The organism is Lysinibacillus contaminans (assembly GCF_001278945.1).
Classification (GTDB): Bacteria; Bacillota; Bacilli; order Bacillales_A; family Planococcaceae; genus Lysinibacillus; species Lysinibacillus contaminans.
In genome coordinates this window covers 650,945-677,359 of record NZ_LGRV01000003.1, presented here as the reverse complement: position 1 = coordinate 677,359, position 26,415 = coordinate 650,945, and the positions used below count along the sequence as shown (strand labels likewise).

Sequence of the window (26,415 nt, the reverse complement as noted above, 5' to 3'; positions counted from 1 at the left end):
ACATATTGTGTATTGCTCATTTAAAAAGATACTATATATAGTTTTTTAATTCAACTCTTGCAATTCAGGCCATTTTAATAACTACTTGGCATGACACGGTTTGCACACTAAAAAAAATTTTTAATAAGCTACTTTTTTTACTTTTTAAAGTTCCAATCGTCATGCGCATACTTTTTATCTTCAAGTGCTTGTACATATTTCAATTGCCCCTCAGAAAGTGTAAATGGTTTTAACTCAATTTGCAACGTTTTTGCAAAACCATCCCGGAAAGCTTCCACACACTGCTCGATTGAAATCGGCTCATTGACAAGACTATTAATGGATACTGCTTTCTCTGGTAACTTTTTGCGCATACGTTCCTTGGCTTCTTCGCTGTCAAAATTAAACACCGACAATAATTTTTCTTCATCTAAGTCAAGTAAAATCGCACCATGCTGTAAAATAACACCTTTTTGACGTGTTTGTGCACTCCCCGCTACTTTTTTCCCTTCAACGACAAGTTCATACCAACTCGGGGCATCGAAACACACTGCACTTTTTGGCTTTTTCAAATCAGCCATTTGTTCTTCCGTAGCTGGCACACTGAAATATGCATCCATCCCTAAATTATGAAAGCCTTGTAAAATCCCTTCACTTAGTACACGATAAGCCTCTGTCACTGTCTCTGGCATGTTTGGATAGCTTTCCGTTACAATGATGCTATATGTGAGCTCATGCTCGTGTAAAACGGCTCTCCCACCAGTTGGACGGCGTACAAAGCCAAGCCCTTGTGCCCGAACAGCCTCTAGATTAATATCTTTTGACGCCTGCTGAAAATAACCGATAGAGAGTGTTGCTGGCTCCCATTCATAAAAACGAATAACTGGAGGAATCAGTCCCTCACTATGCCAATCTAACAACGCCTCATCTAAGGCCATATTAAAAGAAGGACTACATTTCCCTGAATTTAGAAAATACCATGTTGTCATATCATCAGCTCCTACACTATATATGTATAATATAATCAAATTATCTTTTACAACTTTGCTCCTTTGCTTAGACCTGTATTAGACGTCTCAATTAGTCATTATCACATAGATGAGAGGTAATGTCGGCTACTATTCGCAAAGGACTTTGATATTATTCAGCAAGAACTAAATTACCTGCTAAAAAATGTTTAAGCATAATGTAGTTAATTTTATCAAACTCATTGGACTATCGCCACCGCATCTTTTATAATAGTTAAGAAGATAGAAAGGGGTAAGAACATCTTGCAAATACTTATTACAATTGGTGTTATTTTACTGGTTTTGATAGCATATATCGGGATTAATGCGATGCGCCTAAAAAAAGCAGTTACCAATTTAACACAAGAACAATTTATTGAAGGCTATCGCAAAGCACAATTAATCGATGTGCGCGAACAAAAGGAATTCGATGCTGGTCACATCCTTGGGGCTCGTAATATTCCTTCTACTACACTACGTCAACGCCATAAAGAAATCCGCCCAGATTTACCAGTATATTTATACTGTCAAAATACAGGCCGTAGCGCTCGTGCTGCATTATTTCTAAAAAAACGTGGCTACAACCAAATTTACCAACTTGAAGGCGGATTCCGCACTTGGACTGGTAAAGTAAAAACAAAAAAATAACAAAAAAGAGCTTGCATCTACATTGGATGCAAGCTCTTTTTATGGAAAAAAAACGAGTTTCTTCTATTATAATGTCATTGTCTAATAATTAGCTCATCATTTCTGCTTCATTAAGTCTTTTATCATGTATTGGATAAAAAATACGTATCAGCATGTTGTAATATAAGGGTTTACTATTTTTAAATTTCAACACTACATAGAAAAAATAGTAAAGAAACAAAAACAAGCAAACATCTGCTCTTTATCGTTTTAAAATACCATGTAATCACAACATTCTTCTTATTTCAAAATAGAAAAAATATTTACTTCTTGAATTAAGTAGATTTCACTGTTACGATTAATAGTATCTTAGAATAATACAAACACATGTTGATATCATTGTTATCAACCAAATATGCAATGAATGCTATGGATTAAACTATAGCAGGAGCAATTTCTGGAGAGAGCGCATATCGCGTCGCCGAAGGGTTCACTATCTCAGGCAAAAGGACAGATGAGTAATAAAGACAAACTTTCTTGATAAAAAGAAAGTTGTACCAATTAAATGTTTACCAATAAATATTTTTTCTGTAAAACTAATATTTATGATATGCATATGGTATTTGTTATTCTACTGTTTAAGAGACTAGTGTAGCCACTAGTCTCTTTTTTGTTGCTTGTGTTATTTTCAATGCTTACATCATCTTGGAGGGGTCATCTTGGAGCAACAACAGTTAAAACGTGAATTAAAAAATCGCCATGTTCAATTAATTGCCATTGGTGGTACGATCGGTACAGGCTTATTTCTTGGCTCAGGTAAAGCAATTGCTTTAGCAGGACCTTCCATCATCCTAGCCTACTTAATTGTCGGTACCGCACTATTTTTCGTCATGCGTGCACTCGGTGAATTACTATTATCGAATGCTGGCTACACATCATTCACTGATTTTGCAACTGAATACATTGGTCCATGGGCAGGCTATGTCACAGGCTGGACATACTGGTTCTGTTGGATTATGACTGCCATGGCAGATATTATTGCTGTTGGAGTCTATACAAATTATTGGTTTGATATACCACAATGGGTACCAGCAATTGGTTGCTTAGTATTATTATTAATTTTAAATTTATTAACGGTAAAACTCTTTGGCGAACTTGAATTTTGGTTTGCTCTAATAAAAATCATTACGATTGTTGCACTTATAATTATTGGTGTATTTATGCTTATAACAGGGTTTCAAACAAGTTCAGGTACTGTTTCAATTGAAAACCTATGGGCACATGGAGGATTGTTCCCGAACGGCGTCACTGGCTTTTTAATGGCCTTCCAAATGGTTGTATTTGCCTTTGTCGGTGTGGAGTTAGTCGGCGTTTCCGCTGCCGAAACAGCGAATCCGCAAAAAAACATTCCATCTGCAATTAACAAAATCCCACTACGTATTTTACTGTTTTACGTAGGTGCATTATTCGTTATCTTATGCATTAACCCTTGGAATGAAATGTCCGCTGAAAGTAGTCCGTTCGTACAGGTATTTACATTAGCGGGTATTCCAATTGCAGCCGGAATCATTAATTTTGTTGTACTAACATCGGCTGCCTCTGCAGGGAACAGTGGCCTATTCTCAACAAGCCGTATGCTGTATAGCCTAGGAAGCAACAAACAAGCTTCACCAGCATTTGCTAAATTAAACAAAAACAGCGTACCTAGTAACGCACTGATCGTGTCTACAATTGTCGTGTCAGTTGGTGCATTATTAAGTAAACTGATGCCAGAGAATGCCTTTAGTGTAGTAACTACGATAAGCGCTATCTGTTTCATATGGGTTTGGAGTATTATCCTAATCTCACATATCATTTACAAGCGTAAAAACCGTGCATTGCATGAAGCATCTATTTTCAAAGCACCACTAACACCATTCATTAACTACGTAGTATTAGGCTTCTTTGTGTTTTTATTAATCATTATGTTCTTCTCTGAGGCAACACGTACAGCACTGCTCCTAACGCCTGTATGGTTTATCATGATGTTTGTAATTTATAAAGTTAAAAGGAAGAACTAAAAAAACTGTAGATAACCCCATTCTAAATGAGTTTATCTACAGTCTAAAGCTAGCATCCTAACTGGAGGATGCTAGCTATTTTTATTACAATCTTATTTATCACCCTTATACATATCCGTATATAGAAGTTCTAATTTTTTTGACAGTTTTGCAAAGGCTGTTTCCCAAGCTTTACGGGCAGTATCACTATTTTCTGCTGTGATTGCTTCATATAGGGTATGCACCTCTGCTACCTTTTTTAAATCCGCCTCAGCTTGTGTTAGCTTCGAATAGTTTTTCACGACACTTTTTTCAGAAGCACTCAGCTTGTCATATGCCGTTCGAATGATCGTCACATCAGCTTGCAAGTTAGCCTTGTATACACCATTTTGAAGAAGTGTATTGATGGACTCCACTAAGCCAAATGCCGTTTCATTCGCCCCTTGTTGTCCCTTTTCCGCTTCAATAATCTTTTGGCGAACATTTTCACTCACTAGATTCATTTGCTTTGCTGTAAGCTTAGCGAAAGCTTTAACGACCGTTGCTGGCGATTTTTCGAATGATTTATCGTACTGCTTCATAAACGACTCCACTTTTTTCACATCAGCTTCAGCAGTTTTTAAAATAGAGGCGTTCGTTATAAGCTTTTTATCGCTTGTACTAAGTTTTTTATATTGTGCAGAAAGCTGTTGAATTCCTTCTATAGTCACAGTATATAAACCGTTGGAAACCATTTTTCCGATATCAGTATTTAACGTGACAATATCTGATGCATTGCCATCTGCAGGACGTTTATCTAGTAGTAATTGATATTGCTCTTTTGCTAAATGCTGCTGATTTGCAGGTAATTTTGCATAAGCCTTTTCTACAGACTCAATTTTTTTCGCTTGCTTGGCAACATCCGTTTCTTCACGAGCGGCTTGTACTTTTTTATGGAAGGACACTACGGCCTTAACATCTTTACTTGCTGCTGTTAATAAATAATAATTCGTGACATACTTACGCGCAGCAGATGAAAGATTTTTGTAAGTAGTTGTTGCTGTATTTACTGCTGTTTCTAGTTGTGTGAACGAATATTTTGTTAGGTCAGCAAACTTTGCGATATCAGCTTTTAGCACTTCAGCTGCTGCTTTATCTGCTGGCTCTTTCCCGTTATTATCAACCGTCATATTCGGTGGATTATTTAATAGCTTATCTTCATTATAGACAAGAGATTGTTGCAAACTCGTCAGCTTATTATAAGCCTTTAAAGCACTGTTATAACTCGATTCTAGTTTACTTTCTTTCACACCATTTATGGCTGTGAGCGCATTATATTCCTCTATTTGCTTAATAATTTTTTCAGCTGTCTTTAAGTCTTTTTGTAACGTCACGATGGCTGCATAACCTATGACTTTAGCCTCTGAATTTGTCGTTAAATTTTTATACGAAGCGATAATTCGGTTTACATTGCTCACATGAGCCTGCCATGTTTCCGCTGTCGGATTTATTGGATAGATATCATCTCCAATATAGCTATCTATCTCTGTATTTATAGTAGCAATTTGAGTTTCTTCTGCATTTTCTGCTTCTAGTAATTTCGTTACATAAGTATCTGGCACTAACTGTAGCTGTTTGTAAGTTAACTTTTCATATGCGGTACGAATGGATTTTGCAGTCGTCACTTGCTTGTCTGGTGCAATATTTCCTGACAATTTTTCAAAGAGTTTAATAAATTGTGCTATCTTTTTGATATCTTGCTTCGCTTCATTTAAAATCGCTTGATTTTGTACCGTTGTTTGGTAGCTTTTTGAAAGCTTCGCAATGTCGGCTTCAATCTTCTCAACGGCCGCTTGTAATGACTCCACACTAGTAGGTACGTATTTAATAACATTATTATCATAGTTTAATAAGTCAACAATCGCTTGACTCAGTATTCTCACTTGGGCAATGTCTACGATATCTGTTGGTTCTTTCATCATAGCTCTAATATTATTATATAAAATATCCCCAACATCTAAGCTACGCTGCAATAAATCAAGCTTGTCATAGGCCTCTTCAATGTCTTTTAAATGTTTGGGCAGGTCTTTATCACTAACGTCGACCTTATTCACTTTTTCATTTAAGGCATTGATAGCTTCTACATCAGCAAGTGCTCGCTTAAGTACAACATAATTTGTCACATTTGCCTTTGCAGCATCTGCCAAGGCTTGATACTTACTTTCTAGTGCCTTTACTTCTGCTGTAAATACTGCTAAATCTGTAAAGTTATATTTGCTGTCGCTTACACGTAACTTTCCAATATCCTCAATCATTGTGTTTGATGCCTCGTTGGACACCGTCAGCATATGCGAAAAATCTGACACCACTACAGATGTTCCTACCTTCGCTGTTGCCTTGACAATAATATTAATCATTTTTTTGTCTAATGCATCTGCTGGAACTTTATACGTACGATCAGTCGCACCGCTGATAATTGTAAATTGTTCCCCCACTTTATAAAACCATTGATAGCTATATGTAATTTGACTACTTTCTAACTCGGCACCCGCTTTATCTGTTACGTCCGCCCCAGTTATTTTTACTGTTTCACCTGGTGCTACAAAGCTTGAAGCTGAATGCCCTTCAAAAGTTGGAGCCGTAATAGCAAGAGCTAGTTCCTTTACTACACGAGAATCACCTTCGTATTTATTGCTATTCGTATCTGTAGCTTCTACAGTAATCGTTTTACCTGCAGCTTCTGCTGGCAACTTAAAGGTAGCTTGCGTTGCACCGGAAATTGGCTTTCTCGTCGTTGACCCACCATCACCTGATTTTTCTTCAATATAATACCATTGATAACCTTTGATAGTCGTACCTACCGGCAAGTTAGAAATTGACGCTGTCAGTGTACCATTGACACTAGCAGTCCCTGTAATTGTAATACCTGATAAATTTTCTGCTCCCGTTACTGTTGGTGCCACAAAGATCACTGGGATAGCCGCTACTGCAAAAAGTAATTTTTTATTCAATATTTGTTCAGTCCTCCTCTATCCTTCTAAAACCTATATCGGTCACATTCCGTGGAACTTTATTTGTTTCACACAATCTACATAAAATGAGGTGTTTTCTACTGGATATTTGGTTCAATTCAAGTATCTTGAGCGTAGGTTTAGCCTAGCCGCATTCAAATGATTTTTGAGCACACTTATTCCGCATATCATATGTTTCTTTCAAGTATTCAAGGTTTATATAATAGCGAGATTATCGCCTATTTAATTGGTGCTGGCTAAGATACTGATTTCCTATTGACTACCTTATCCCAACTAGGTACTTTACCTGAGGGCTGTAAGCTGCATAGGGACCACGGTTCGGTGTACAACGTCTTATCAATATCAACGGCAAAGGCGTTATCATGAGCGAGTCCCGTAAAGGTACGCCCTCTGATAATGCCCCATCTAATCCATTAAAGTCTGAAACATTCTACTTAAACAGCTTAAGAAATACTACGAAGGCAATCGTAGAACAAACTGTCAAAGACTATATAAAATATTTTAATTATATACGAATATAGGCGAAACTAAACAACCAGTCACCGGTACAATACCGATAACTGGATGGTAGATACTTTTTGACCTCTGTCATATATACAGGGGTCCATCCCTTATTGAACGCCAGCTCTTTTTACGAAAAAAACATTAGATTCTTCTATAAAGAATAACAATAGCTGTCTAATGACTTACATTAAGAAGAAATTCATATTGGAATTTTATGACTCAACAAGAAGTAGCGAACGCTAACTAAGTCTTTTCTGCCTATAATGAAGGCTCATCAAATAACTGATTATACAGCTTAGCTAGCTTATTGTTTAGCTTATTATAAGCACGTTTAAACTCTTCTCTAGCAAGTTCACTATCAGGGGAATTAACAATCGCCTCTTCTTGCATTCGCACTTCATACACTTTATCCAAATCTTTTTTCGCACTATTTAATTTTGAAATATTTTTCACATACTTTTTATTAGTCGCATCTAAACTATCGTACAAAGATAGTAAATCATTAACTTCTCCTTCGAAATTGGGATTTTCTTTATAATCCCCTCCATCAAATAGATTATTAATGCTCTCAACTAGCGTAAGCGCACTTCCCTGTTGGTTTTCTACATCACTAAAAATATTACTAATTGCAAGATACAAATCGTTAAATTCTTTATTCAACATTGATAATTGAAGATTATTCAATTTTTTAAAATCATTTACAACCGTCAAAGGCTTCTTAAGGATATTTTTTTGAGCGTTAGTGGCAAATTGTTGTACTTTTTTCATATCTGAAATAGCAGTAGTTAATATTTTTCCACTTAGTATTTCTTTTCTTTCTGTTGTAGAAAGTCGTTTATAAACAATTTCTAGATTTCGAATATCTTCAAAACTCTTTACATATTCACCGCCAACAATTAAATCTTGAATATCACTTTCAACTTCTTGTACTTTAGTACTAAAATCACTTGAGGTATTAGTAAGTCTTTCTTTAAATGCTAGATAACCTACTTCCGAATCCCCAAAAATAAGTTGTTGTTGAAACGCTGGTAACTTTAAATAACTTGACTCAATCGTTTTAGCTTTTGTTAAAAAGCGCTCATCACTTTTCTCAAGCATTGCTTCGTTCATTTTTTTCAAAAATGCGTCTATACTTTTCACATGTTTAGTTGCATCTGTTAACACGTAATAATTAGTCACATATTTTTTATATTTGCTATCAATTTTTTTATATTGAAGTGTAGATTCCGTTACCTCTGTCTTATATTCATTATATTTGTCTAAAGTAGGTAATGACGCAATGCTAGCTACTAAATCTGATGTAGCAGCTTCAGCTTCGTCATCATTAAGTTTATCATCATCTTTAAGATTGCCACCTAGTAAAACATCTGCATTTCCAACTAATAATTGTTGGTCTGGTGTTAATTTTTGGAAGGCAGAAGAAGTGGTTCTGAATAATGAATTGTACTTAAGTGTAGTACCTTCAGTACTTTCCATTTCATCTAGTTTAGTAATATTTATAATCACCTTTTGAGCAGCACGGATATCAGTTTCAAGACTTTTCAGGATATTGATATTATTAACAGTTAGTTTTTCTTCCTTTGAAGACTTATTATATTCTGAAATAAGCTTTTTAACTTCTTGCGCTAATTTGTCCAATCTTGGATCATCTTTGAAGATTGCATCAACACCACTCTTATCTGCTACAGAACCAAGTAATGCCATAATCTTTTCAGCTAATCCTGTTGTAGGATCGACTGGTGACGAACCAGGAACTAGTCCTTTTTTTCCTTCTTCAATTATCTCCATTGTTTCCGATGTCACTAATAATTGTTGGCGTAATGATAGCGCTTTATGAGCTTTATCTGCTGTTTGTGCAAGTGTCTTCTTTTTCTGAGGAATGGTCGTTGCTACAATTTTATCTACTTTTGCTATAAATCCTGAAACAGCTTTCACATCAAGTTCCGCTTCTTTTAAAATAGTATGATTTAGTACGAGAGAAGCATATTCTTTTGATAAGTGTTCTGTCTTAACCATTTCTTTAATCGCATCTACTTTAACTACCAAATCTTCTATTCCACCTGTTGTAGTATAAATTGGCATGGAAGAAACTAATCCATCAATCGAGCGTAATGTAACAATGTGATTTTTTATGATATTTGTCGCAGTTTTTAACTGGCTATTGTTATTTAACAATGCTTCTGCCTCAGTAAGTTGCAAAATGGCATCACCTAATAGTGAAGATTGTAATAGATTTAAATTATCAACCGCTTGGCGAGCTGTATTTACAGTACTTTCATTTGCATTAGATTCTAATTTCCCGATCATTTCAACCACTTTATTAACTAAAGCTATATCGTCTAATGCCTTTTGTAAAACGTCATAATTTGAAACTTTCATTTTTGCAGCTTGTGTAAATGATTGATAAATCTCATCTAATTCTTGAATTGCATCCATAGGAACATATTCATTTTTCGTTTTTGACTTATCAATTATCTTATCAATTTTATCTATAAGTGAAGCTATGACATCTGTAGTTACGGTTACGTTTTTTGTACTTATTGAAATTGTTTGATCCAAAGCTTTCGCTGTTACTTTTACAATTATTTCTTTCATGTTTTTTTGTAATGCATCTTCGGGAACTACGTACGTACTACCTGTCGCTCCAGGTATTTCAGAGTAAACCCATCCGCCATCATGACTCTGCACTTTATACATCCATTGATATGTATAACTCACTTTTTCTTTTGGTATATTATATTCTGCTTTGCCAATATCTTTTACATCAATATCAGTAACTGAAAGTGTGTCTCCAGGTAATGTAAAGAAAATTGAATCACCTGATTCATTTATAACATCAGATCCACCAACAATAAGAGCAAATTTCTCTTGGAAAGCAAGTTCTAACGGAAAAATGCTCACTTCAGTAGATTCATATTTTTTTATTCCGTCGAAATCTGTCGCCACTACCTTAACTTGCTTTCCCGATGCTTCCATAGGAACAGTGAAGTTTGAACTTTTAGCTCCAATTATTTCTGATTCCTTTAAGCCATCTACATAATACCATTGATATGAAGAAATAATTGTGTTGTCCGATAATTTTGAAACATTAGCGTTTAACACACTATTTATAACATTTCCCCTATTATCATTTGACTCAATAAAAATATCTGAAGTTGAAGCAGCTAAAACGGTTGTTGGGATTAACACAGCTGCAGGTATTGTAGCTAAAATTACTAATTTAGATTTATTCATAATATATCCTCTTCTTCCATATGTATTAGTACCATAATACCATCAAATTACCTCTACTTTCAATAAATGGGTAATCGAAAGTATAATTGAATTCAATTTTTCAACTTCACAAATTCCTAGAGGATAAATTAATCACTACTTGTTTAAAAAATAAAAAATGCACGCTATTCGTTTGATACTGAATAGCGTGCATTTTTATTTATTTCAATCTAATTATGCTTTTTGATAACGAAGCACTGGTGTACGTGCAGCGCGTGTTTCGTCTAGACGAGATATTACTGTTGTGTGCGGCGCTTCTTGCACGATGGATGGATTTTCTTCTGCTTCTTTCGCGATTTGAATCAGGATGTCGCAGAAGGCATCTAACGTTTCTTTTGATTCTGTTTCTGTTGGCTCAATCATTAACGCTTCTTCCACATTTAATGGGAAGTACGTTGTTGGTGGATGGTAGCCAAAGTCTAACAGACGTTTTGCGATATCTAGTGTACGTACGCCCAATTTCTTTTGACGACGACCTGATAACACGAATTCATGCTTACAATGACGGTTATACGGTAAGTCGAAGAACGGCTCTAGGCGACGCATCATATAGTTTGCGTTTAGTACAGCGTATTCTGTAACTGCTTTTAAACCATCTGGACCCATAGAACGGATGTATGTGTACGCACGAACGTTAATACCAAAGTTGCCGTAATATGGTTTTACGCGACCGATAGATTGTGGACGGTCGTAATCGAAGTGGAATGTGCCCTCTTCTGTTTTCACTAGTACTGGTTTAGGTAAGAATGGAATTAAGTCAGCTTTAACCCCGACTGGACCTGAACCTGGACCACCGCCACCGTGTGGACCTGTAAATGTTTTGTGTAAGTTTAAGTGAACACAGTCAAAGCCCATATCACCAGGACGTGCTTTACTCATAACGGCATTTAAGTTTGCGCCGTCATAGTAAACTTTACCACCAACGCTGTGAATCAATTCAGCCATTTCAAGAATATTTTCTTCAAATAAGCCAAGTGTATTTGGATTAGTTAACATAAGAGCTGCCGTATCTTCACCAACAACACGACGTAAATCTTCTAAGTCTACAAGACCGTTTTCGTCAGATTGTACCGTGATTGTTTCAAAGCCCGCTACTGTTGCAGAAGCCGGGTTCGTACCGTGCGCTGAGTCCGGCACGATCACTTTGTTACGATGACCTTCACCATTTGCTTCATGGAAGGCACGAATCATCATTAATGCAGTCCATTCACCATGTGCACCTGCTGCTGGTTGTAATGTCACTTCATCCATCCCAGTAATTTCTACTAAAGAAGTTTGTAGTTCATATAGAAGTTCCATTGCGCCTTGTACAGTTGACTCATCTTGTAATGGATGGACATTGGCAAAGCCAGAAAAACGCGCAACAGATTCATTGATTTTCGGATTGTATTTCATCGTACAAGAACCTAGTGGATAGAAGCCTGAATCTACACCGTGGTTACGACGAGAAAGTGCTGTATAGTGTCGCATAATATCAAGCTCTGATACTTCAGGTAGTTCAGCCGCTTCTTCGCGAATTAGATTAGTTGGGAGTAAGTCAGCAAGATCAACATCTGGCACATCAAGTGCTTCTAAGTTGTAGCCTACACGACCTTCTTTTGTAATTTCAAAAATGAGTGATTGATTTTCGTTATGCATTGAGAGCCCCCATTTCTGCAACAAGTGCATCAATTTCTTCCTTCGTGCGTAATTCAGTTACCGCTATTAACACATGATGCTTTAATGATTCGTAATCTTTCCCTAATGGGTAACCACCAATAATGCCTTTTTCGATTAAGCCTTTATTAATTTCCTTCACACATTTATCCGTTTTTACAACGATTTCATTAAAGTGTGCGCCTTGGAATGCTACTGTGAAACCGGCTGCTTCAAAGGCATTTTTCGCATAGCGTGTTTTCGCAATATTTTGTGTTGCCATTTCACGAACACCTTGCTTACCAAGAGCCGTCATGGCAACTGCAGCTGCAAGCGCAAGAAGTGCTTGGTTCGAGCAAATATTAGAAGTCGCTTTATCACGACGGATATGTTGTTCACGTGCTTGTAACGTTAATACATATCCACGGCGTCCTTCACCGTCCACTGTTTCTCCAACAAGACGACCAGGAACTTTACGCATTAATTTAGTAGTTACGGCAAAGAAACCACAGTGCGGACCACCGAATGCTTCTGCAATACCAAAGACTTGGGCATCCCCAACACAAATATCAGCTCCTAGTTTTCCAGGAGGTGTTAAAATTCCTAATGCAAGAGGGTTTGAAGATACTACGAATAAGCTTTTTGCTTCGTGCGCGATATCACCAATCACTTGTAAGTCTTCAACTTGACCGAAGAAGTTTGGATATTGAGCAATTACAGCAGCTGTATTGTCATCAATCAAGTTTTTCAGTGCTTCAACGTCTGTCACACCATCTTTATGTGGAATTGTTACGATTTCAATTGATTGACCGTATGCATATGTAGCGACAACATCACGGTACTCTGGGTGAACCGTTTCAGACACAAGAATCTTTTTACGGCGTGTATGACCAGCAGCAAGCATACCTGCTTCAGCTAAAGCTGTTCCACCATCATACATAGATGAGTTTGCAAGGTCCATGCCTGTAAGTTCTGCAATCATTGTTTGAAATTCAAAAATAGCTTGCAATTCACCTTGAGAGATTTCCGGTTGATATGGTGTATACGCCGTATAAAACTCTGAACGAGAAATTACATGGTCTACGATAATTGGTTTATAGTGGTTGTAAACCCCTGCACCAAGGAAGGATACGTTAGCATTTGTATCTTTATTTTTCGCTGCAAGTGCTGTTAGTTCTTTAAGTAAAGCCGATTCTGATTTTGCTTCTTTAATGTTATAAAGGCCTTTGAAACGCACTTTTTCTGGAATATCCTCAAATAACTCATCAACTGATGATACACCAACTACGTCTAACATTTCTTTTTGATCTTGTTCCGTCATTGGTAAATAACGATGTTTCATAAGTGTAGGTCCCTCTTTTCAAATTTTATTTTGAACGCTTGTAAAACGGTGTTTCTACAGTAACTACTTTTAAATACTTCCCACGGATCTCTATTTCCAGTTCCGTTCCGATTATTGCGAATTGGCTGTCAATTAATGCGTTACCAACGTTACGTTTTGTTGAAGGCAACTGAGTACCGGTTGTTACTTCCCCAATTTCTTGACCATCTTTAAACACTTTGTAGCCATGACGCGGAATGCCTTTGTCAATCATTTCAATTCCAACAATCTTACGGGGTAGACCGTTTTCCTTTTGTGCCACAAGTGCATCATGACCAAGGAAATCATCTTTATTTAATTTCACTGCAAAGCCAATACCTGCTTCAAGAGGTGAAATCGTCGGTGATAACTCTTGACCATAAAGTGGTAGACCCGCTTCAAAGCGAAGTGTATCACGGCAACCAAGTCCTGCTGCAACAACACCTTTATCTTTACCTGCTTCTAAAATTTTGCCCCACAGTGCTTTAATATCAGAAGGTGTACCGTACAGCTCAAAGCCATCTTCACCTGTATAGCCACTGCGTGATACTAATGCTTTATGTCCCGCAATTTCAACATCCTCTTGGAAGCGGAAATATTTAATAGCGCTTAAATCAGTCGTTGTTAAAGATTGCAGTACTTCTTCTGCTAATGGTCCTTGCAGAGCAATTTGTGCATAAGCATCTGATTGGTTATCAATTGTTACATCAAATTGATGTTGATTTTCCATCATCCAATGGTAATCTTTTTCAATGTTTGATGCATTAACGCATAGTAGATAATGATTATCAGCTAATTTATATGTTAATAAATCATCCACAACGCCACCGTCTTCGTAACACATCGCATTGTATTGCGCTTGACCTATTGCAATTTTTGATATGTCGTTTGACAATAAATTTTGTAGGAACTCAAGTGCCTCTGGACCTGTCACGAGAATTTCACCCATATGTGATACATCAAATAAACCTGCACGGTTACGAACCGCATCGTGCTCCTCTTTAATCGAAGAGAACTGCACAGGTAATTCCCAACCACCGAAATCAATCGTTTTGCCACCATATTTTGCATATTCATCGAATAAAGGTGTCCGTTTTAGTTCATTCGTCATTTTTATTGCCCCCTTAATTTTTTTGGGTTTCATTTCAACTTTTAGCAGTTCGTCTGTTTTTAGACACAAAAAAAGACAGACGAACCCCTTTTGAGGATTCTCTGTCCTTGCACCTGAAAGTTACACCGCACTTACTCGCATATGTTGACCCATATGCCAATAAGCAGGCTTTCCCCTTTGGTGGCTGTTATAACACAGCACTCTCCAGAGTTGCGTCTTGTACGAGTCCTTTTACCTGAGAGATTCATAGCCCTTTGCTACTTGCTCCTTCGGTGGCGTCTACACGCTCTCTCCCCGCACAATCATCCGCCCAAGAAATATCTTGGTACTATTTAGTATTCAATGTACTTAAAATGAAATGTCCTTATTAGTCTATATCCTAACATTGATCATAGTGAAAAGGCAATCATTTTTTAAACCGACTCAAAGAACGAACGTTTTGCAGAAAACAGACATCATCGTTCGCCTTTCAGTCTTTTCACTTGGAATACTAAATACTCAAGAATTTGGCGTATTGTTCTACCTTCAGTCAGTACTTGTATATGCCCTGCCTCACGATAAAACTTTCTTCTGTAGTGATACAGTTCTTCTAATTCTTCTTTTGTCGAACTTTGAACAATTGGCCGTCTAGGATCATGCTGAATTCGTTTGTAAATATCAGTGAATGACGCATCTAAAAAGAAAACAAGTCCACTACGTCTCATAATTTTGCGATTCTCTTCTTTGACTGCAACTCCACCACCAGTGGAGATAATACAGGCTTCATCTCGAAAGTTTTCTAAAAACTCCGTTTCCATTTCTCGAAAACGCGTTTCTCCGTATTTTTCGAAAATTTCCGGAATCGTCATTCCCTGTTGTCTTACAATTTCATGATCCATATCATAGTAGGGGAGCTTCAACAAGTAGCTCAAGCGCCTCCCAAGAGCACTTTTTCCGCATCCCATAAAACCAACTAAATATATTTTTCGCATTCGAATCACCTTCTTATAACTACGATTCTACACTGTCAGACAAAATTTGTCCTAATAAATTTATTGTAGCACGAACATTGACATTTTCGAGCGCATTATATGTTCGAAAATGCATTTCATATGACATACAATACGTAAGGACAAATGTAGTTACAAAAAATAATAAAGCAATTGCGATAGGAAAAATAGTCCCTTTTTCATTTTTCGATAATCGGAACATAATAGGTTCGCTCCTTTTTAATGCCGTTCGGAAATTCCACTACAATCGTCAGTTCTTCATCTTCATAGTAAAACTGACAGGTTTTTATTCCAATCAGCAACGGTTCATGCCCAAGATTATCCACTTTTTTTCGAATAATATTTTGATAACGCTCCATTGAATACAAACCATTTGGGGTTTGAAAAGTAATTTTAGAATTTACTTCATTTACTTCAAATGATGTGACATCCACAAAATACATATTCACATCATAAACGAAAAGTTCCCACTTCGTTTGTTCAATAGCCATTACAGTTGACTTCATTTCTGTAACCCACAGCATAATAAGTACAAAAATATGTGAAAAAATCATAAAAACAACTACTTGAAATAACGCTTCTAACAGCGTATAGCCCTTTTCATTCATAGCACTTCCCCATTGGCGTTAATACACTTTGTTCGATTTCCCTTCGTATTTTGGAAAGTTACACAAATTTGTTGCCCATCGAAACTCCAATGGTACGCAACCCCCTCAATCATTTTTGTCCCTTCGTTTATACCCTGATAGTGACTTATCTTTACACCCTCATAGGCTGTCTCTGCAGCAAAAACCTCAAGCTTTTTATGATGTAGATTTGTCTTCATCGTGTAGCTAATCGGTATCAGTGTACCGCAAAGCAACATGATAATAACGACAGATAAAATCGTTTCAACAAAAGAATAACCGTTTTCATTCATTCTACCCGCACCCGTCCTGCCCCTAAAGTAATGACAACTTTTTTATCGCCAATGGGTGTTTTAAAGTATAATGTGCCTGATTGACTTACATTGCCATTAGCTTTATACCTAATCGTGACAAACGAACTTGGACCAGACAGAAATTCTACATTTTTAGGAAAAGGCCTTTGGTAGACAGTTATATTATATAAAGTTTTATTTATACTATAGCTATTGGTTGGTGCTGAAAATTTAATCGAAAAATGTTCTCGTTGTTCTACACTAGACATCTGTATAAATTGAATATCTAATTGTAGCTGTGTATAGAAATGTTCAATTTCCTTTGCTTCAGTTACTTTCATTGAAATTCTTGTCACAATCCCTGTTAAGCACATCACGATAAACAGCACGAATAACATTTCTAAGAGCGTAAAGCCCTGTTCATTTTTTAAACGTTTCATCCGTCACTATCGCCTGTCCCTGCCGTTGATGACTGGGCGGGTGCGTTCAATAATTTCACTTCACCCTCATTTGTAATCACAATTTCTTCTTTATTTGGACATGTTGTTTCATTCGCTTTTAAATATCCCTTATCCACTAAATCTTGTAATGTCGGATAATCCATTAAATCTACCCGGTAAGCCTCTACTTGACCTTGTACCATACTTACATACGCATCGCATCCCTTTTTATCAATCGTTGCGAAGTGTTTGGAAATATTAGGTACAGTTATTAAAATCAGTATAGATATAATGAGTAGAACAATTAGCATTTCAATCAGTGTGAAACCATTTTGTTGTTTTAATCGCCTCATTTTTTCGCCCCCTTATACTAAATCAATCATTTTATAGATTGGTAATAACAAACTTAAGTACGCCGCTACAATACATAACGCAATAACAATAAAAAATGTTGGTTGTAAAAGAGCAATCATTCTTTGTAGTAATTGCTCTTGTTTTTCATCTAATAGCTCGCTGTATAGCATAAGCTCTTTCCCCAAATAGCCACTTCTCTCACCATGCTCTACAAACGTCGGGAAATCCTTTTGCCAAATCGACATCCAAGAAATTGCTTGTGCTAAGGTGTCACCGTAAATAACTCTTTCCTTCACTAGAATTGAAAAATACTGTACAAATGGTTGTAATTGTTGTTCCTCTAATATTTGTAAACTTGCCTGCAATGAAAAGCCACTTTGCAATAAGCTTCCTAAATGTTTAGAAAAATCCTTTGTCATTGATAATTTTGTATAACCTCGAAGTAGAGGTATTTTTAACAAAATGTTTAACTGCTTTGAGACAGGCTGGCGTTTGACAAAAAACTTAAAAAATACGACAATGCAAATTATCATAATTCCTGAAATGACTAACGCATCTGGAACATGTAATAGTCCATTTGATAATGCTAAACTAGATTCCCCGCCTCCATTGCCGCGGCTAATAACCATATTTTCAATATTTGGAAAGAAAAATGTCCGAAAAACTAAAAATAGGATCAGTAAAAAAATGATTAGCGCGACCGGATAAACAAGTAATTTTTGTATTTTCTTTTTAGTTGCTTCTGCCAGAGCCATTTGCTTTGCTACACCCTGTAGCGCTTCAATCATATGCCCATTCTTTTCTGCAATCGAAATTGCCACTAAATATGGACTCGACAACTGGAGAGCCTCGAGTACTCCTGTTACACCAGCTCCTTGTCTAAGCTTGTCATCGACTAATTGCTGTACATCCTCATACGCCTCTACATGATGCGGTAATAATATGGAAATAGAATCCGCAAATAGATAGCCTTCTTGCATGAGGTTACTTAGACGACTGAAAAACTCAGCTTCTTCTTTCACTTTTCGCTTTGTAGCATTTATATAATGAACATACAACCTGTCAGTAAACGAGTTTACATTCATCTAGCTGCACCTCTAGTAATTCTTTTTGCCCTGCGATTGTTACCATCCTTGGCAATTCATAAGTCTCTTTACGCATAATAGCGGCAATCGCTTCGCTCAGATAATTATCACTAAGTATTTCATATAGTGCACTACGCTCATCCCGCTTATTATGTGTTTGTATTAAAACTTGACCGACAATTCCTACTACTGTTTGTCTAAGTTCTTCAATCGACACACCTAAATCTAGCAAACGGTATAAAGCATTTACAGAATCTTTTGCATGTATAGTCGACAGGACTAAGTGCCCGGTTAATGCCGCTTCAATCGCAATTTTCGCTGTTTCTTTATCACGAATTTCACCAATCATGATGACATCTGGTGAGTGTCGCAATATTGCTTTCAAGCCAGTTGCATAGGTAACCCCTGCCCGCTCATTTACTTGAATTTGCAGTACATGCGCTTGCGTATTTTCAACAGGATCTTCTAAGGAAATAACATGACGGTGTAAATTTGTAGAACAATGATGGATCAGAGAATATAAAGAAGTTGTCTTACCAGAACCAGTTGCACCACTAAATAAGACAATGCCCTGTGTTTGTTCGACAAGCTCTAATAGTTTTTTTGCTGATTGTTTTGAATAACTTAGGGAAGTAAGTGGGAATGCATGATTTTGTAAAAGAAGCCTAATGATTAAGCTTTCTTTTAAAAATGCGGAAGGAAGTGTGGAGACGCGGAAAGCAAATTGCTCTTGTTCAAGCGTTTTTTGGAAAGAGCCGCTTTGAGGTTTTCGCCGTTCACTAATATCTAATGCGGATAAAAATTTATAATAGGAGATAATCCGTTCTGCTAAATCATAGGGAAGCTCTCCAGCTTGTAGTAACTTGTCATATTTCCGAAAATAAATTAAATACATACCGTCTTCCGGGACTAATAATAAATCAGAAGCACCGAAATGATAGGCCTTTAGTAGTAGTTGCTCACATTTTTGTTCGACAACCGATTCAAAGTTTTGCATCAATGCACCTCTCTTCTGGTTCGTTCGAATATGACCGCCCTATTCGTTACCCATAGTATAGTGAGAAACTCATTATGAGAAAAGACCTTTTCACAAAATAAAAATTTGTTAGAATATTATCCTACCAAATATGAATTTTAAAGCTATAATGTGGATATCTCCTAAACATCTTGTCGATAATTGTTTATTTTCCGTAAAATGTCCAATATTTTCATCAAAATCGACTGTAACTTTTTCAATAATACAATATAATAGAATTATCATTATTATTTTCCATCTGTATGTTTTCAAAAAAGAAATTGAGGTGAAGCATATGATCCATCCATTAAAAATTACGAGTACATTAGCTGATGAAACTCGTTACTCTATTTATGAATACATTTTAAAAGAGAAAAAAACCGTGACTGTTCAAAATATTGCAGATGTATTCGGTATTCATCCTAACGTTGCGCGCTTGCATTTAACTAAACTATCTGAGATTAATATTATTTCTTCTGATTTTGCGAAAACAGGTAAAGGTGGTCGACCTGGTCGCGTTTATAAAGCTGCCGAAAAAGGTGTATCACTTAGTTTTCCTAGACGTGATGATGATCGTTTATTAAAATGGACAATTCAGCTCATTCAGGAATTGGGACCTACTGCCATCGTAAAATGCCAAGGGATTAGTTATCAAGATGGCTACCAACAAATGAAAGGTTATTTAACTGCAGAATTAAAATTAAACAGTTCGATTAGCTTTGAACAAAAGCTTCATTTTTTAACGGAAAATGCAGCATTAGTAGGGTATATTCCGCAAGTACAACAAACTGCGCAGGGCAAAAAAATGATTTTCTCTATTTTTAACTGTCCCTTCCAATCACAATTAAACGCGCATTCTGAAGTTGTTTGTAAGCTACATGAATCCTACTTAAAAGGGCAACTAGATGCATTATTCTCAAACAATGAATTTGTACAAATATCAAGTATGGTACATGATTGTGATTTATGTAAATATGAAATTAACGTGACAGAAAACGAAGGTTAATTCAAAAATCCATTTGTTTGTCACAATCAAGCATAAATTCCAGTTTACAGATACCTTTCATATCATTTATAATGGGTATGAGATTATTGTGTCGTGGGCAGAAGGAGGGGAAATCTTCATGGATAATATGTATAAAGTTATGGCTTTCTGGACAGGTATATTCGCAGTTATGTTCTACCTTGGTGGTATGAACGAGGTATCGCTATTATTCGTAGGTAATACAGGTTTATTCTTATTATTAGGCTTCTTAAACCTTTCAGAACGCATGTACATGTACATTTTCGGAGCGTATTTAACAGTATTCTTCGCAGGCTTCACGTACTATACAACATTCATTCACGTACCTGGTGCGGGACATTAATACAAGTAAAGCACGTCTCATAAGTATTTGAGACGTGCTTTTTCAATGAAATATATTTTTTATTCATGTTTCTTGTCTTAAACGACCGCTAAATACTAAAGGAAAATCCCCTCTACATCCTATTAGACCGAGACTTGAATAAGGCGATCAATCCTAGTCGAAATATAAGGGGATTTTTTTACATTCAGATAATTCAGTCTACTTTAACATTTCTGTTGATTTTACTTCCACCGGCATTCTAACCGATAATATTAAAAACCATTTAAAAATGGATTTGTTTCCATCTCCGCGCCGATTGTTGTGTAATTTCCGTGCCCCGGGTAAACAATTGTATCCTCAGGCAGTGTTAACAACTTATTATGAATAGAAGCTAGTAAAACTTTCGTCGAGCCGCCAAGTAAGTCTGTACGTCCTACCCCCTGCTCAAATAGTGTGTCCCCAACAAGCGCAAAACCATCTTGATTGAAAACATACGAAATACTTCCTGGTGAATGCCCCGGAGTGAAAATTGCCTTGAAAACAAAATTACTGATTTCAAACACTTGCTCCGCTTTGATGATATTTTCTTCAGCTGGTTTTGTTACAACATAATCTGGTAGCGCTGCATATTTACTAGAACCATTCTTCGATGGGTCATCTAGCCAACTCACTTCTTTTTCATGAATCCAGACAGGAAGGCCAAATGCTTCTCTCACCGCATCAACAGCGCCGATATGGTCGAAATGCGCATGTGTTAAAAAAATGCCTAAAGGCTTTAGGCCATTACTTCTTATCACTTTAATAATGCGCCCTGCTTCTTCACCTGGATCAAAAATCAAACATTCTTTTTCTTTATTTGATACGATATAACAATTCGTTTGGATTGGACCAAGTGAATAGCTACGTACATTCATCATCTAATCACCTCAATTAACTATTATACATTCATTGCCACAATTTGACGATAAAAGTTCATACTTTTCTCTATTATTGTTCTCGACAAAAAGAAGGATAACGTTTACAATTAAGTAGGAATATTGTTAACGACATTCATTTTCTGATGTCGAAAGGAGTGTCTTTTTAATGAACTTATTAATGGTTATTTTTGGTCTAGTAGCGATCTTAGCTGTCGTTGGTACATTCCAAGCAATTAAAGAAAAGAACCTTTTAAGCGTTGTTTTCAACTTATTAAGTGCAGCTGTATTTGGTTGGTTCACAATCATGACAGTTATCCACAGCGGATACCCACCAACATTACACTAAGATTCAGACAAAAAAGAGCAATCTCTATATAGAGATTGCTCTTTTTCAATGCCCAAATTTAGAGGTAGCTTCTCTTAGCATCTCACCCCTTCTATCTCACCTAAGTCCCACATTAAAACAAAAAAGGGATATCTCAATTATTAGAGACATCCCCTTCTATTGTTATTTCACTGCATCTTGTTTCAAGTTACCCGTCTTTTCATCATAGAATCGAAGTAAGTCTCCGTTGATGATTGCATCAGAGTTTTCTAATTCCATTGTTGCACGGTCTGCATATGATTTACACGGCTCGCCATCAATTTGTTCGCCTGTTGCCTTATCGTAGCAAGCTTCACCTGCATATACATATTTGTCAGTAACGAAACGTCCGTCACGGAAGATAACGAAATCTTCATGCTCAGGAGAGAATAAATCTGCCCCCATCTGCATATCTTTCGATGTTTCAATACCTAGCAAGTGTAAAATCGTTGGACGAATATCTATTTGACCAGATACTTCTGTCATTTCTTGTCCTTCACCAGAGCCAGGAATATGGATGAATAAAGGCACTTCTTGCAACATTGCATTATCGTAAGGTGTTAGTTCTTCTTTGCCTAAGTACTGCGCCATTGCCTTGTTATGATTTTCAGAAATACCATAGTGGTCGCCGTACATTACGATAATTGAATTTTCATAAATCCCTTGATCTTTTAAATCTTGGAAGAAGTCCTTCACAGCTTCATCCATATAACGAACTGTTTGGAAGTAACGGTTCAATGTACCTGAGTTTGAAGTATATTCAGGAATCATTATGTCCTCTTCATCCAATGTAAATGGATAGTGGTTTGTTAAAGTAATTAAACGTGAATAGAAAGGCTGAGGCATTTCTTTCATTAATGCTGCCGATTGCTCAAAGAATGGAATGTCTTTCATACCCCAGTTTACTTCTTGCCCTTCTTCAACTGTATACGAATCTACATCATAAAATTTATCGATTTTTAATGATTGGTACATCATGTCACGATTCCAGAACGATTTGTTGTTCGGGTGCATCACACTAGTATAGTAACCATTTTCACCAAGTCGTTCAGCCATTGAGTTATATGTGTTCCCACCATGTGTGAAGAATACAGCACCTCGGCCAAGACCAAATAATGAGTTTTCTACAATAAACTCTGAATCAGATGTTTTTCCAAGACCTGTTTGGTGATAGAAATTACTGAAGTAATACGTATCTGGATCTTTAGTTAATTCGTTTAAGAACGGTGTAATCTCATGTCCGTTCATTTCATTGTTAATGACAAAGTTTTGTAAAGACTCCAAAGATACAGCAATTACGTTGCGGTCTTTATACTTACCAAATAAGTCTTCGTTCACAGCCGCTTGGTTTGAACGAACATAGTTATTCACTTCTACTAATTCACTGCCATCAGCTAATGCGCGTTGTGCAGAAGATTTCGTTTGAATGTAAATATCATACAAATGATAATTATACGTACCAATGTTTTTCACAAGTAATTCACGGTCGAAACTACGAGTTAATAATTGTGGTCGTTCTGTTTCTGCTAAACCTAAGTTTAAGAATGTAACAGCTACTGCTAATACAAAGAACGCACGACGGAATTGTACATTCACTTTAATAGCTTGCTTCATTATTGGTAAATATTTATTTGCTAATACTAAAATAATCACATCAGCAAAAAATAATATATCCCAAAAGTTAATGATAGATGCTGCTGATGATCCTAAATCACCAAAGTTACTTGTCTGGAATAATACCGGTAACGTAATAAAGTCATCATAGAAACGATAGAACCCAACATTACCATATAAGACGATTGACAAAATCACACTAATAGAAATTATATATCTATTTCTTGCTTTCGGTGATTTAAAGAATAACGATAAACCATACACAAATAATAAAAAGCTTAGAGGGTTTATAAACAAAATAAAATGCTGCATAGCATTCTCTAATTTCATATCAAAACTTGTGTGGTATACAATGACCGTTTTTATCCAAGTTGCTACAATTGCTAGTATCATAAATGAATGTTTAGGCCACTTAATTGATTTCATTCCTAACATCCTCCCTATTTCTCTTAAGTTAAAGTTATGCACTAACAACAACTCTTTATAGAAACAAAATATATCTTAATCCATTTTTAAAAGATACGCAACAGATATATTTTATGATTCATTTTCTCCTAAAATGCTTGTTTTGTGCACTATCTTTAATATATACGTTTTTTCAAAAGAAAAGTTTCATCAAAAACATAAAAACAGTGGACAACCACTGTTTTCATACAATTCAAACGTCTTTTATCTAATTCTTGTACCCTTATTTATAGAGAGAAATCGATCTTATTTATTTTGCTCTACTTGTAATCTTGTCGCTTCTTGTCGAAGTAATAACAATGCCATTTGATAGTCTTTTATATCGAGTACATTCGCTTTATATAATTCTCGAATTTCATCTTCCATTAGTGCTAAATCACCAAAACGATCTAGCGTATATATATATGTGCCATATTTTTTTAGTAAGTCATAAATATCCATCATCTTATCCATTTACGCTGTACTCCTCTCTTTGCGCTACACAGTCGATACGCTTTGTCGGTGTGAGTAGGACATCAACCGGACAGTCATGCGCTTCTCTAGGTACTTCCTCACGTAATTGCTCATCAAAAATAAGCGATAGAACCTTACCGCTATAGTTTAATACATAGCGATCATAATAGCCACCACCGTACCCTATTCGGTAGCCACTTTTGTCAAAAACAACTCCTGGAACGAGCAATACATCTATCTCATTTGCGTCAACAAATTCACATCTATCAGTAATTGGCTCACGCAAATGCATGTAGACCGTTTCCAACTGTGCAAAAGAGTCAATCACATAAAACTCCATTGTTCTAGTCTTTGGATTACATTTTGGCACTGCTACTATTTTCCCAAGTTGCCATAGTGCCTCAATTAGATGGATTGTATCGACTTCTGGCTTATTAGAAATCGTCAGTCCAATGGTTTTTGCTTCTATAATAGAAGACTCTTGCAACACTTTTTTCGCCACCAAAAAAGACTGATCACGGTATAGAGCCGCTGACATGTCGGCAAGTGACTCTCGCACCTCGTTACGAAGATTTGTTTTTTTCATGCGCGTTTCCTCCAGTTAGAAAGTAAAAAGCCAAAACCACACGTGGTTTTGGCTAAATGAGCAATTACTTTGTTTCACGGTGAGTAGTGTATTTCTTCTCACGAGAGCAATATTTTTTAAGTTCAAGACGCTCTGGATTGTTACGCTTGTTCTTTTTAGAAATGTAGTTACGTTCGCCGCAATCTGTGCAAGCTAAAGTAATATTTACGCGCATTATTAACCCTCCCACTCTATATCAAGAATAAAAATTTGAGCATGATTTATACGACTAATCCATTATAACACAAATCGAAAAAAAATCTACCTTCATTTCAAATTAGGTTTGCTTGTGTTAAAATTACTAGTAATTACATATTTTAACGAGGTGAATAAAATGGATTTATCCATCATACTTATGATTTTTGGAATCGTTCTTATACTCTTTTCATTCTTTATGAAAAGTTCCACAAAGAAAATTGAGCAAGATGTAGAAGAACTATCCATCTCTATTTTCCAAGAAACAAATAATTTAAAACGTCGCCTAAAAATGGTCGAAGAGGAGCTTCTACTAGAACCAGAGTTTCAAGTGAAATCACCAAAAGCTCAGAATCAAAAGGTTCAACAGGTGATGCAAGCTGTTCAACAAGCTGCAAGCCAATCTTCCATCAAACCTGTGCAAACAACACAAAGTGCCAAGCCTATTCACCAAATTATTGTTAGTCAAGTACTCGAATTAAATAAGCAAGGATTAGCGATTCCTGATATTAGCATGCGCTCTAACTTAACAGAAGAGCAAGTTCGACAAGTCCTCGCTAACGGAGGTCGTTAACAATGAATACATCTTCTATTCGTGCTTTTGGTATGGCAATTTTTCTAGTCGGAGCCATGCTCGCACTAGCTGAACGATTTGATGTCAATATCGGTTTAGCTACAAGTACTTCATCTTCTGATAAAGAAGTTACCAGTCTACAGAAAAAGTTGGATGCTGCTAATAAAGAGATTACTTCATTGAAAGAGCAACTACCGAAAAAGGCGACTGTCAAATCAGAATCAGCAGATGGAGTGGTAAATGATCGTGCATCTGACGGTGATGAAAAAACAAATGCATCTTCAAAGCCTAAAGACGCTAAAACGATGACGCTACAAATCTATAGTGGCATCACTCCATATGTCGTGGCGCAAAAGCTTGAAGACGGTGGCATTATTTCGAATAGTGTTGAAATGGAACTCTTACTTGCCAATGCGAAATATTCACGTAGTCTACAAATTGGCTCGTTTGAAGTAAATTCTTCGATGTCTAACGAAGAAATTGCCAAGCTCATTACAGGAAAAAAATGATATGA

The 26,415-nt window shown here is 36.5% G+C and carries 25 protein-coding genes, 1 pseudogene and 2 riboswitches; of the genes and pseudogenes, 8 read left to right on the top strand and 18 right to left on the bottom strand.

The annotated features are described in order from the left end of the window. Positions 1–137: 137 nt before the first annotated feature. Entirely contained in the window at positions 138–968 is an 831-nt protein-coding gene (locus tag AEA09_RS05610) for a lipoate--protein ligase family protein (protein WP_053582898.1), read from the bottom strand. A 282-nt stretch (positions 969–1,250) separates the two neighbouring features. Between AEA09_RS05610 and AEA09_RS05605 the strand changes: the two genes are divergently transcribed. Together AEA09_RS05605 and AEA09_RS05600 are read left to right on the top strand one after the other, a co-directional pair. Further along, positions 1,251–1,634, top strand: a complete 384-nt coding sequence (locus tag AEA09_RS05605) for a rhodanese-like domain-containing protein (RefSeq protein WP_053582897.1) — start codon at positions 1,251–1,253, stop codon at positions 1,632–1,634. Between the two features lie 426 nt (positions 1,635–2,060). Further along, positions 2,061–2,137, top strand: a riboswitch (glycine riboswitch). Positions 2,138–2,332: 195 nt separating this feature from the next. Next, entirely contained in the window at positions 2,333–3,673 is a 1,341-nt protein-coding gene (locus AEA09_RS05600) for an amino acid permease (protein WP_053582896.1), read from the top strand. Positions 3,674–3,765: 92 nt separating this feature from the next. On the opposite strand, the gene AEA09_RS05595 is transcribed toward AEA09_RS05600, so the two are convergent. Beyond that, the gene (locus AEA09_RS05595; RefSeq protein ID WP_053582895.1) at positions 3,766–6,642 is read right to left on the bottom strand and encodes a hypothetical protein; all 2,877 of its coding nucleotides are present in this window, start codon (positions 6,640–6,642) and stop codon (positions 3,766–3,768) included. Positions 6,643–6,798: 156 nt separating this feature from the next. On the opposite strand from AEA09_RS05595, the pseudogene AEA09_RS20225 reads away from it, so the two are divergent. Continuing rightward, a pseudogene (locus AEA09_RS20225) lies at positions 6,799–7,184 on the top strand (IS3 family transposase); the annotation flags it as partial. A 241-nt stretch (positions 7,185–7,425) separates the two neighbouring features. Here the strand turns inward: AEA09_RS20225 and AEA09_RS05590 are convergent. The 11 genes from AEA09_RS05590 to comGA all read right to left on the bottom strand — a co-directional run bounded on the left by AEA09_RS05590 (position 7,426) and on the right by comGA (position 19,330). Continuing rightward, entirely contained in the window at positions 7,426–10,401 is a 2,976-nt protein-coding gene (locus tag AEA09_RS05590; protein WP_053582894.1) for a hypothetical protein, read from the bottom strand. Between the two features lie 213 nt (positions 10,402–10,614). Beyond that, entirely contained in the window at positions 10,615–12,078 is a 1,464-nt protein-coding gene (gcvPB, locus tag AEA09_RS05585) for an aminomethyl-transferring glycine dehydrogenase subunit GcvPB (protein WP_053582893.1), read from the bottom strand. After that, positions 12,071–13,417, bottom strand: a complete 1,347-nt coding sequence (gene gcvPA, locus AEA09_RS05580) for an aminomethyl-transferring glycine dehydrogenase subunit GcvPA (protein ID WP_053582892.1) — start codon at positions 13,415–13,417, stop codon at positions 12,071–12,073. The genes gcvPB and gcvPA overlap by 8 nt, the downstream gene beginning before the upstream one ends. Before the next feature lie 25 nt (positions 13,418–13,442). Further along, on the bottom strand, positions 13,443–14,546 hold the full coding sequence (gene gcvT, locus AEA09_RS05575) for a glycine cleavage system aminomethyltransferase GcvT (protein WP_053582891.1): 1,104 nt from the start codon (positions 14,544–14,546) through the stop codon (positions 13,443–13,445). Positions 14,547–14,759: 213 nt separating this feature from the next. After that, positions 14,760–14,852: riboswitch (glycine riboswitch) on the bottom strand. A 149-nt stretch (positions 14,853–15,001) separates the two neighbouring features. Further along, the gene (locus tag AEA09_RS05570; protein WP_053582890.1) at positions 15,002–15,517 is read right to left on the bottom strand and encodes a shikimate kinase; all 516 of its coding nucleotides are present in this window, start codon (positions 15,515–15,517) and stop codon (positions 15,002–15,004) included. Between the two features lie 197 nt (positions 15,518–15,714). Beyond that, complete coding sequence (gene comGF, locus AEA09_RS05560) at positions 15,715–16,143, bottom strand: competence type IV pilus minor pilin ComGF (RefSeq protein WP_053582888.1); 429 nt, start codon at positions 16,141–16,143, stop codon at positions 15,715–15,717. Next, positions 16,140–16,454, bottom strand: a complete 315-nt coding sequence (locus tag AEA09_RS05555) for a hypothetical protein (protein ID WP_053582887.1) — start codon at positions 16,452–16,454, stop codon at positions 16,140–16,142. Before AEA09_RS05555 ends, comGF begins: the two co-directional genes overlap by 4 nt. Then, positions 16,451–16,894: a competence type IV pilus minor pilin ComGD gene (comGD, locus tag AEA09_RS05550; RefSeq protein ID WP_053582886.1), complete on the bottom strand. Its 444-nt coding sequence runs from the start codon at positions 16,892–16,894 to the stop codon at positions 16,451–16,453. The genes AEA09_RS05555 and comGD overlap by 4 nt, the downstream gene beginning before the upstream one ends. After that, a complete protein-coding gene (gene comGC / locus AEA09_RS05545; RefSeq protein ID WP_053582885.1) occupies positions 16,891–17,247 on the bottom strand; it encodes a competence type IV pilus major pilin ComGC in 357 nt (118 codons plus the stop codon). The genes comGD and comGC overlap by 4 nt, the downstream gene beginning before the upstream one ends. A 12-nt stretch (positions 17,248–17,259) precedes the next feature. Beyond that, a complete protein-coding gene (gene comGB, locus AEA09_RS05540; RefSeq protein WP_053582884.1) occupies positions 17,260–18,333 on the bottom strand; it encodes a competence type IV pilus assembly protein ComGB in 1,074 nt (357 codons plus the stop codon). Beyond that, positions 18,311–19,330: a competence type IV pilus ATPase ComGA gene (comGA, locus tag AEA09_RS05535; protein WP_053582883.1), complete on the bottom strand. Its 1,020-nt coding sequence runs from the start codon at positions 19,328–19,330 to the stop codon at positions 18,311–18,313. The genes comGB and comGA overlap by 23 nt, the downstream gene beginning before the upstream one ends. 313 nt (positions 19,331–19,643) lie before the next feature. On the opposite strand from comGA, the gene AEA09_RS05530 reads away from it, so the two are divergent. Further along, positions 19,644–20,354 (top strand): helix-turn-helix transcriptional regulator, encoded by a 711-nt coding sequence (locus AEA09_RS05530; RefSeq protein ID WP_053582882.1) that lies wholly within the window; start codon positions 19,644–19,646, stop codon positions 20,352–20,354. A 118-nt stretch (positions 20,355–20,472) separates the two neighbouring features. Then, positions 20,473–20,715: a DUF2626 family protein gene (locus AEA09_RS05525; RefSeq protein WP_010859821.1), complete on the top strand. Its 243-nt coding sequence runs from the start codon at positions 20,473–20,475 to the stop codon at positions 20,713–20,715. 251 nt (positions 20,716–20,966) lie between these two features. On the opposite strand, the gene AEA09_RS05520 is transcribed toward AEA09_RS05525, so the two are convergent. After that, on the bottom strand, positions 20,967–21,611 hold the full coding sequence (locus AEA09_RS05520) for an MBL fold metallo-hydrolase (RefSeq protein WP_053582881.1): 645 nt from the start codon (positions 21,609–21,611) through the stop codon (positions 20,967–20,969). A gap of 166 nt (positions 21,612–21,777) precedes the next feature. Between AEA09_RS05520 and AEA09_RS05515 the strand changes: the two genes are divergently transcribed. Then, positions 21,778–21,957, top strand: coding sequence for a DUF2759 domain-containing protein (locus tag AEA09_RS05515; RefSeq protein ID WP_010859823.1), 180 nt, complete (start codon positions 21,778–21,780; stop codon positions 21,955–21,957). 162 nt (positions 21,958–22,119) lie between these two features. Here the strand turns inward: AEA09_RS05515 and AEA09_RS05510 are convergent, their stop codons facing one another. The 4 genes from AEA09_RS05510 to rpmG form a co-directional block, all read right to left on the bottom strand. Next, complete coding sequence (locus AEA09_RS05510) at positions 22,120–24,015, bottom strand: LTA synthase family protein (RefSeq protein WP_053582880.1); 1,896 nt, start codon at positions 24,013–24,015, stop codon at positions 22,120–22,122. Positions 24,016–24,300: 285 nt separating this feature from the next. Continuing rightward, positions 24,301–24,507 (bottom strand): YqgQ family protein, encoded by a 207-nt coding sequence (locus tag AEA09_RS05505; protein WP_053582879.1) that lies wholly within the window; start codon positions 24,505–24,507, stop codon positions 24,301–24,303. After that, positions 24,500–25,093, bottom strand: a complete 594-nt coding sequence (locus tag AEA09_RS05500; RefSeq protein WP_053582878.1) for a 5-formyltetrahydrofolate cyclo-ligase — start codon at positions 25,091–25,093, stop codon at positions 24,500–24,502. The genes AEA09_RS05505 and AEA09_RS05500 overlap by 8 nt, the downstream gene beginning before the upstream one ends. A gap of 64 nt (positions 25,094–25,157) precedes the next feature. Then, positions 25,158–25,307 carry a 50S ribosomal protein L33 gene (gene rpmG, locus AEA09_RS05495; RefSeq protein ID WP_053582877.1) on the bottom strand — a complete coding sequence of 50 codons (150 nt, stop codon included), beginning with the start codon at positions 25,305–25,307 and terminating at the stop codon, positions 25,158–25,160. A 159-nt stretch (positions 25,308–25,466) separates the two neighbouring features. Here rpmG and AEA09_RS05490 point away from each other — a divergent pair, with 159 nt between their 5' ends. Next, positions 25,467–25,901 (top strand): hypothetical protein, encoded by a 435-nt coding sequence (locus tag AEA09_RS05490; RefSeq protein WP_053582876.1) that lies wholly within the window; start codon positions 25,467–25,469, stop codon positions 25,899–25,901. 2 nt (positions 25,902–25,903) lie between these two features. Further along, positions 25,904–26,410, top strand: a complete 507-nt coding sequence (locus AEA09_RS05485) for a hypothetical protein (RefSeq protein WP_053582875.1) — start codon at positions 25,904–25,906, stop codon at positions 26,408–26,410. Positions 26,411–26,415 lie beyond the last annotated feature (5 nt).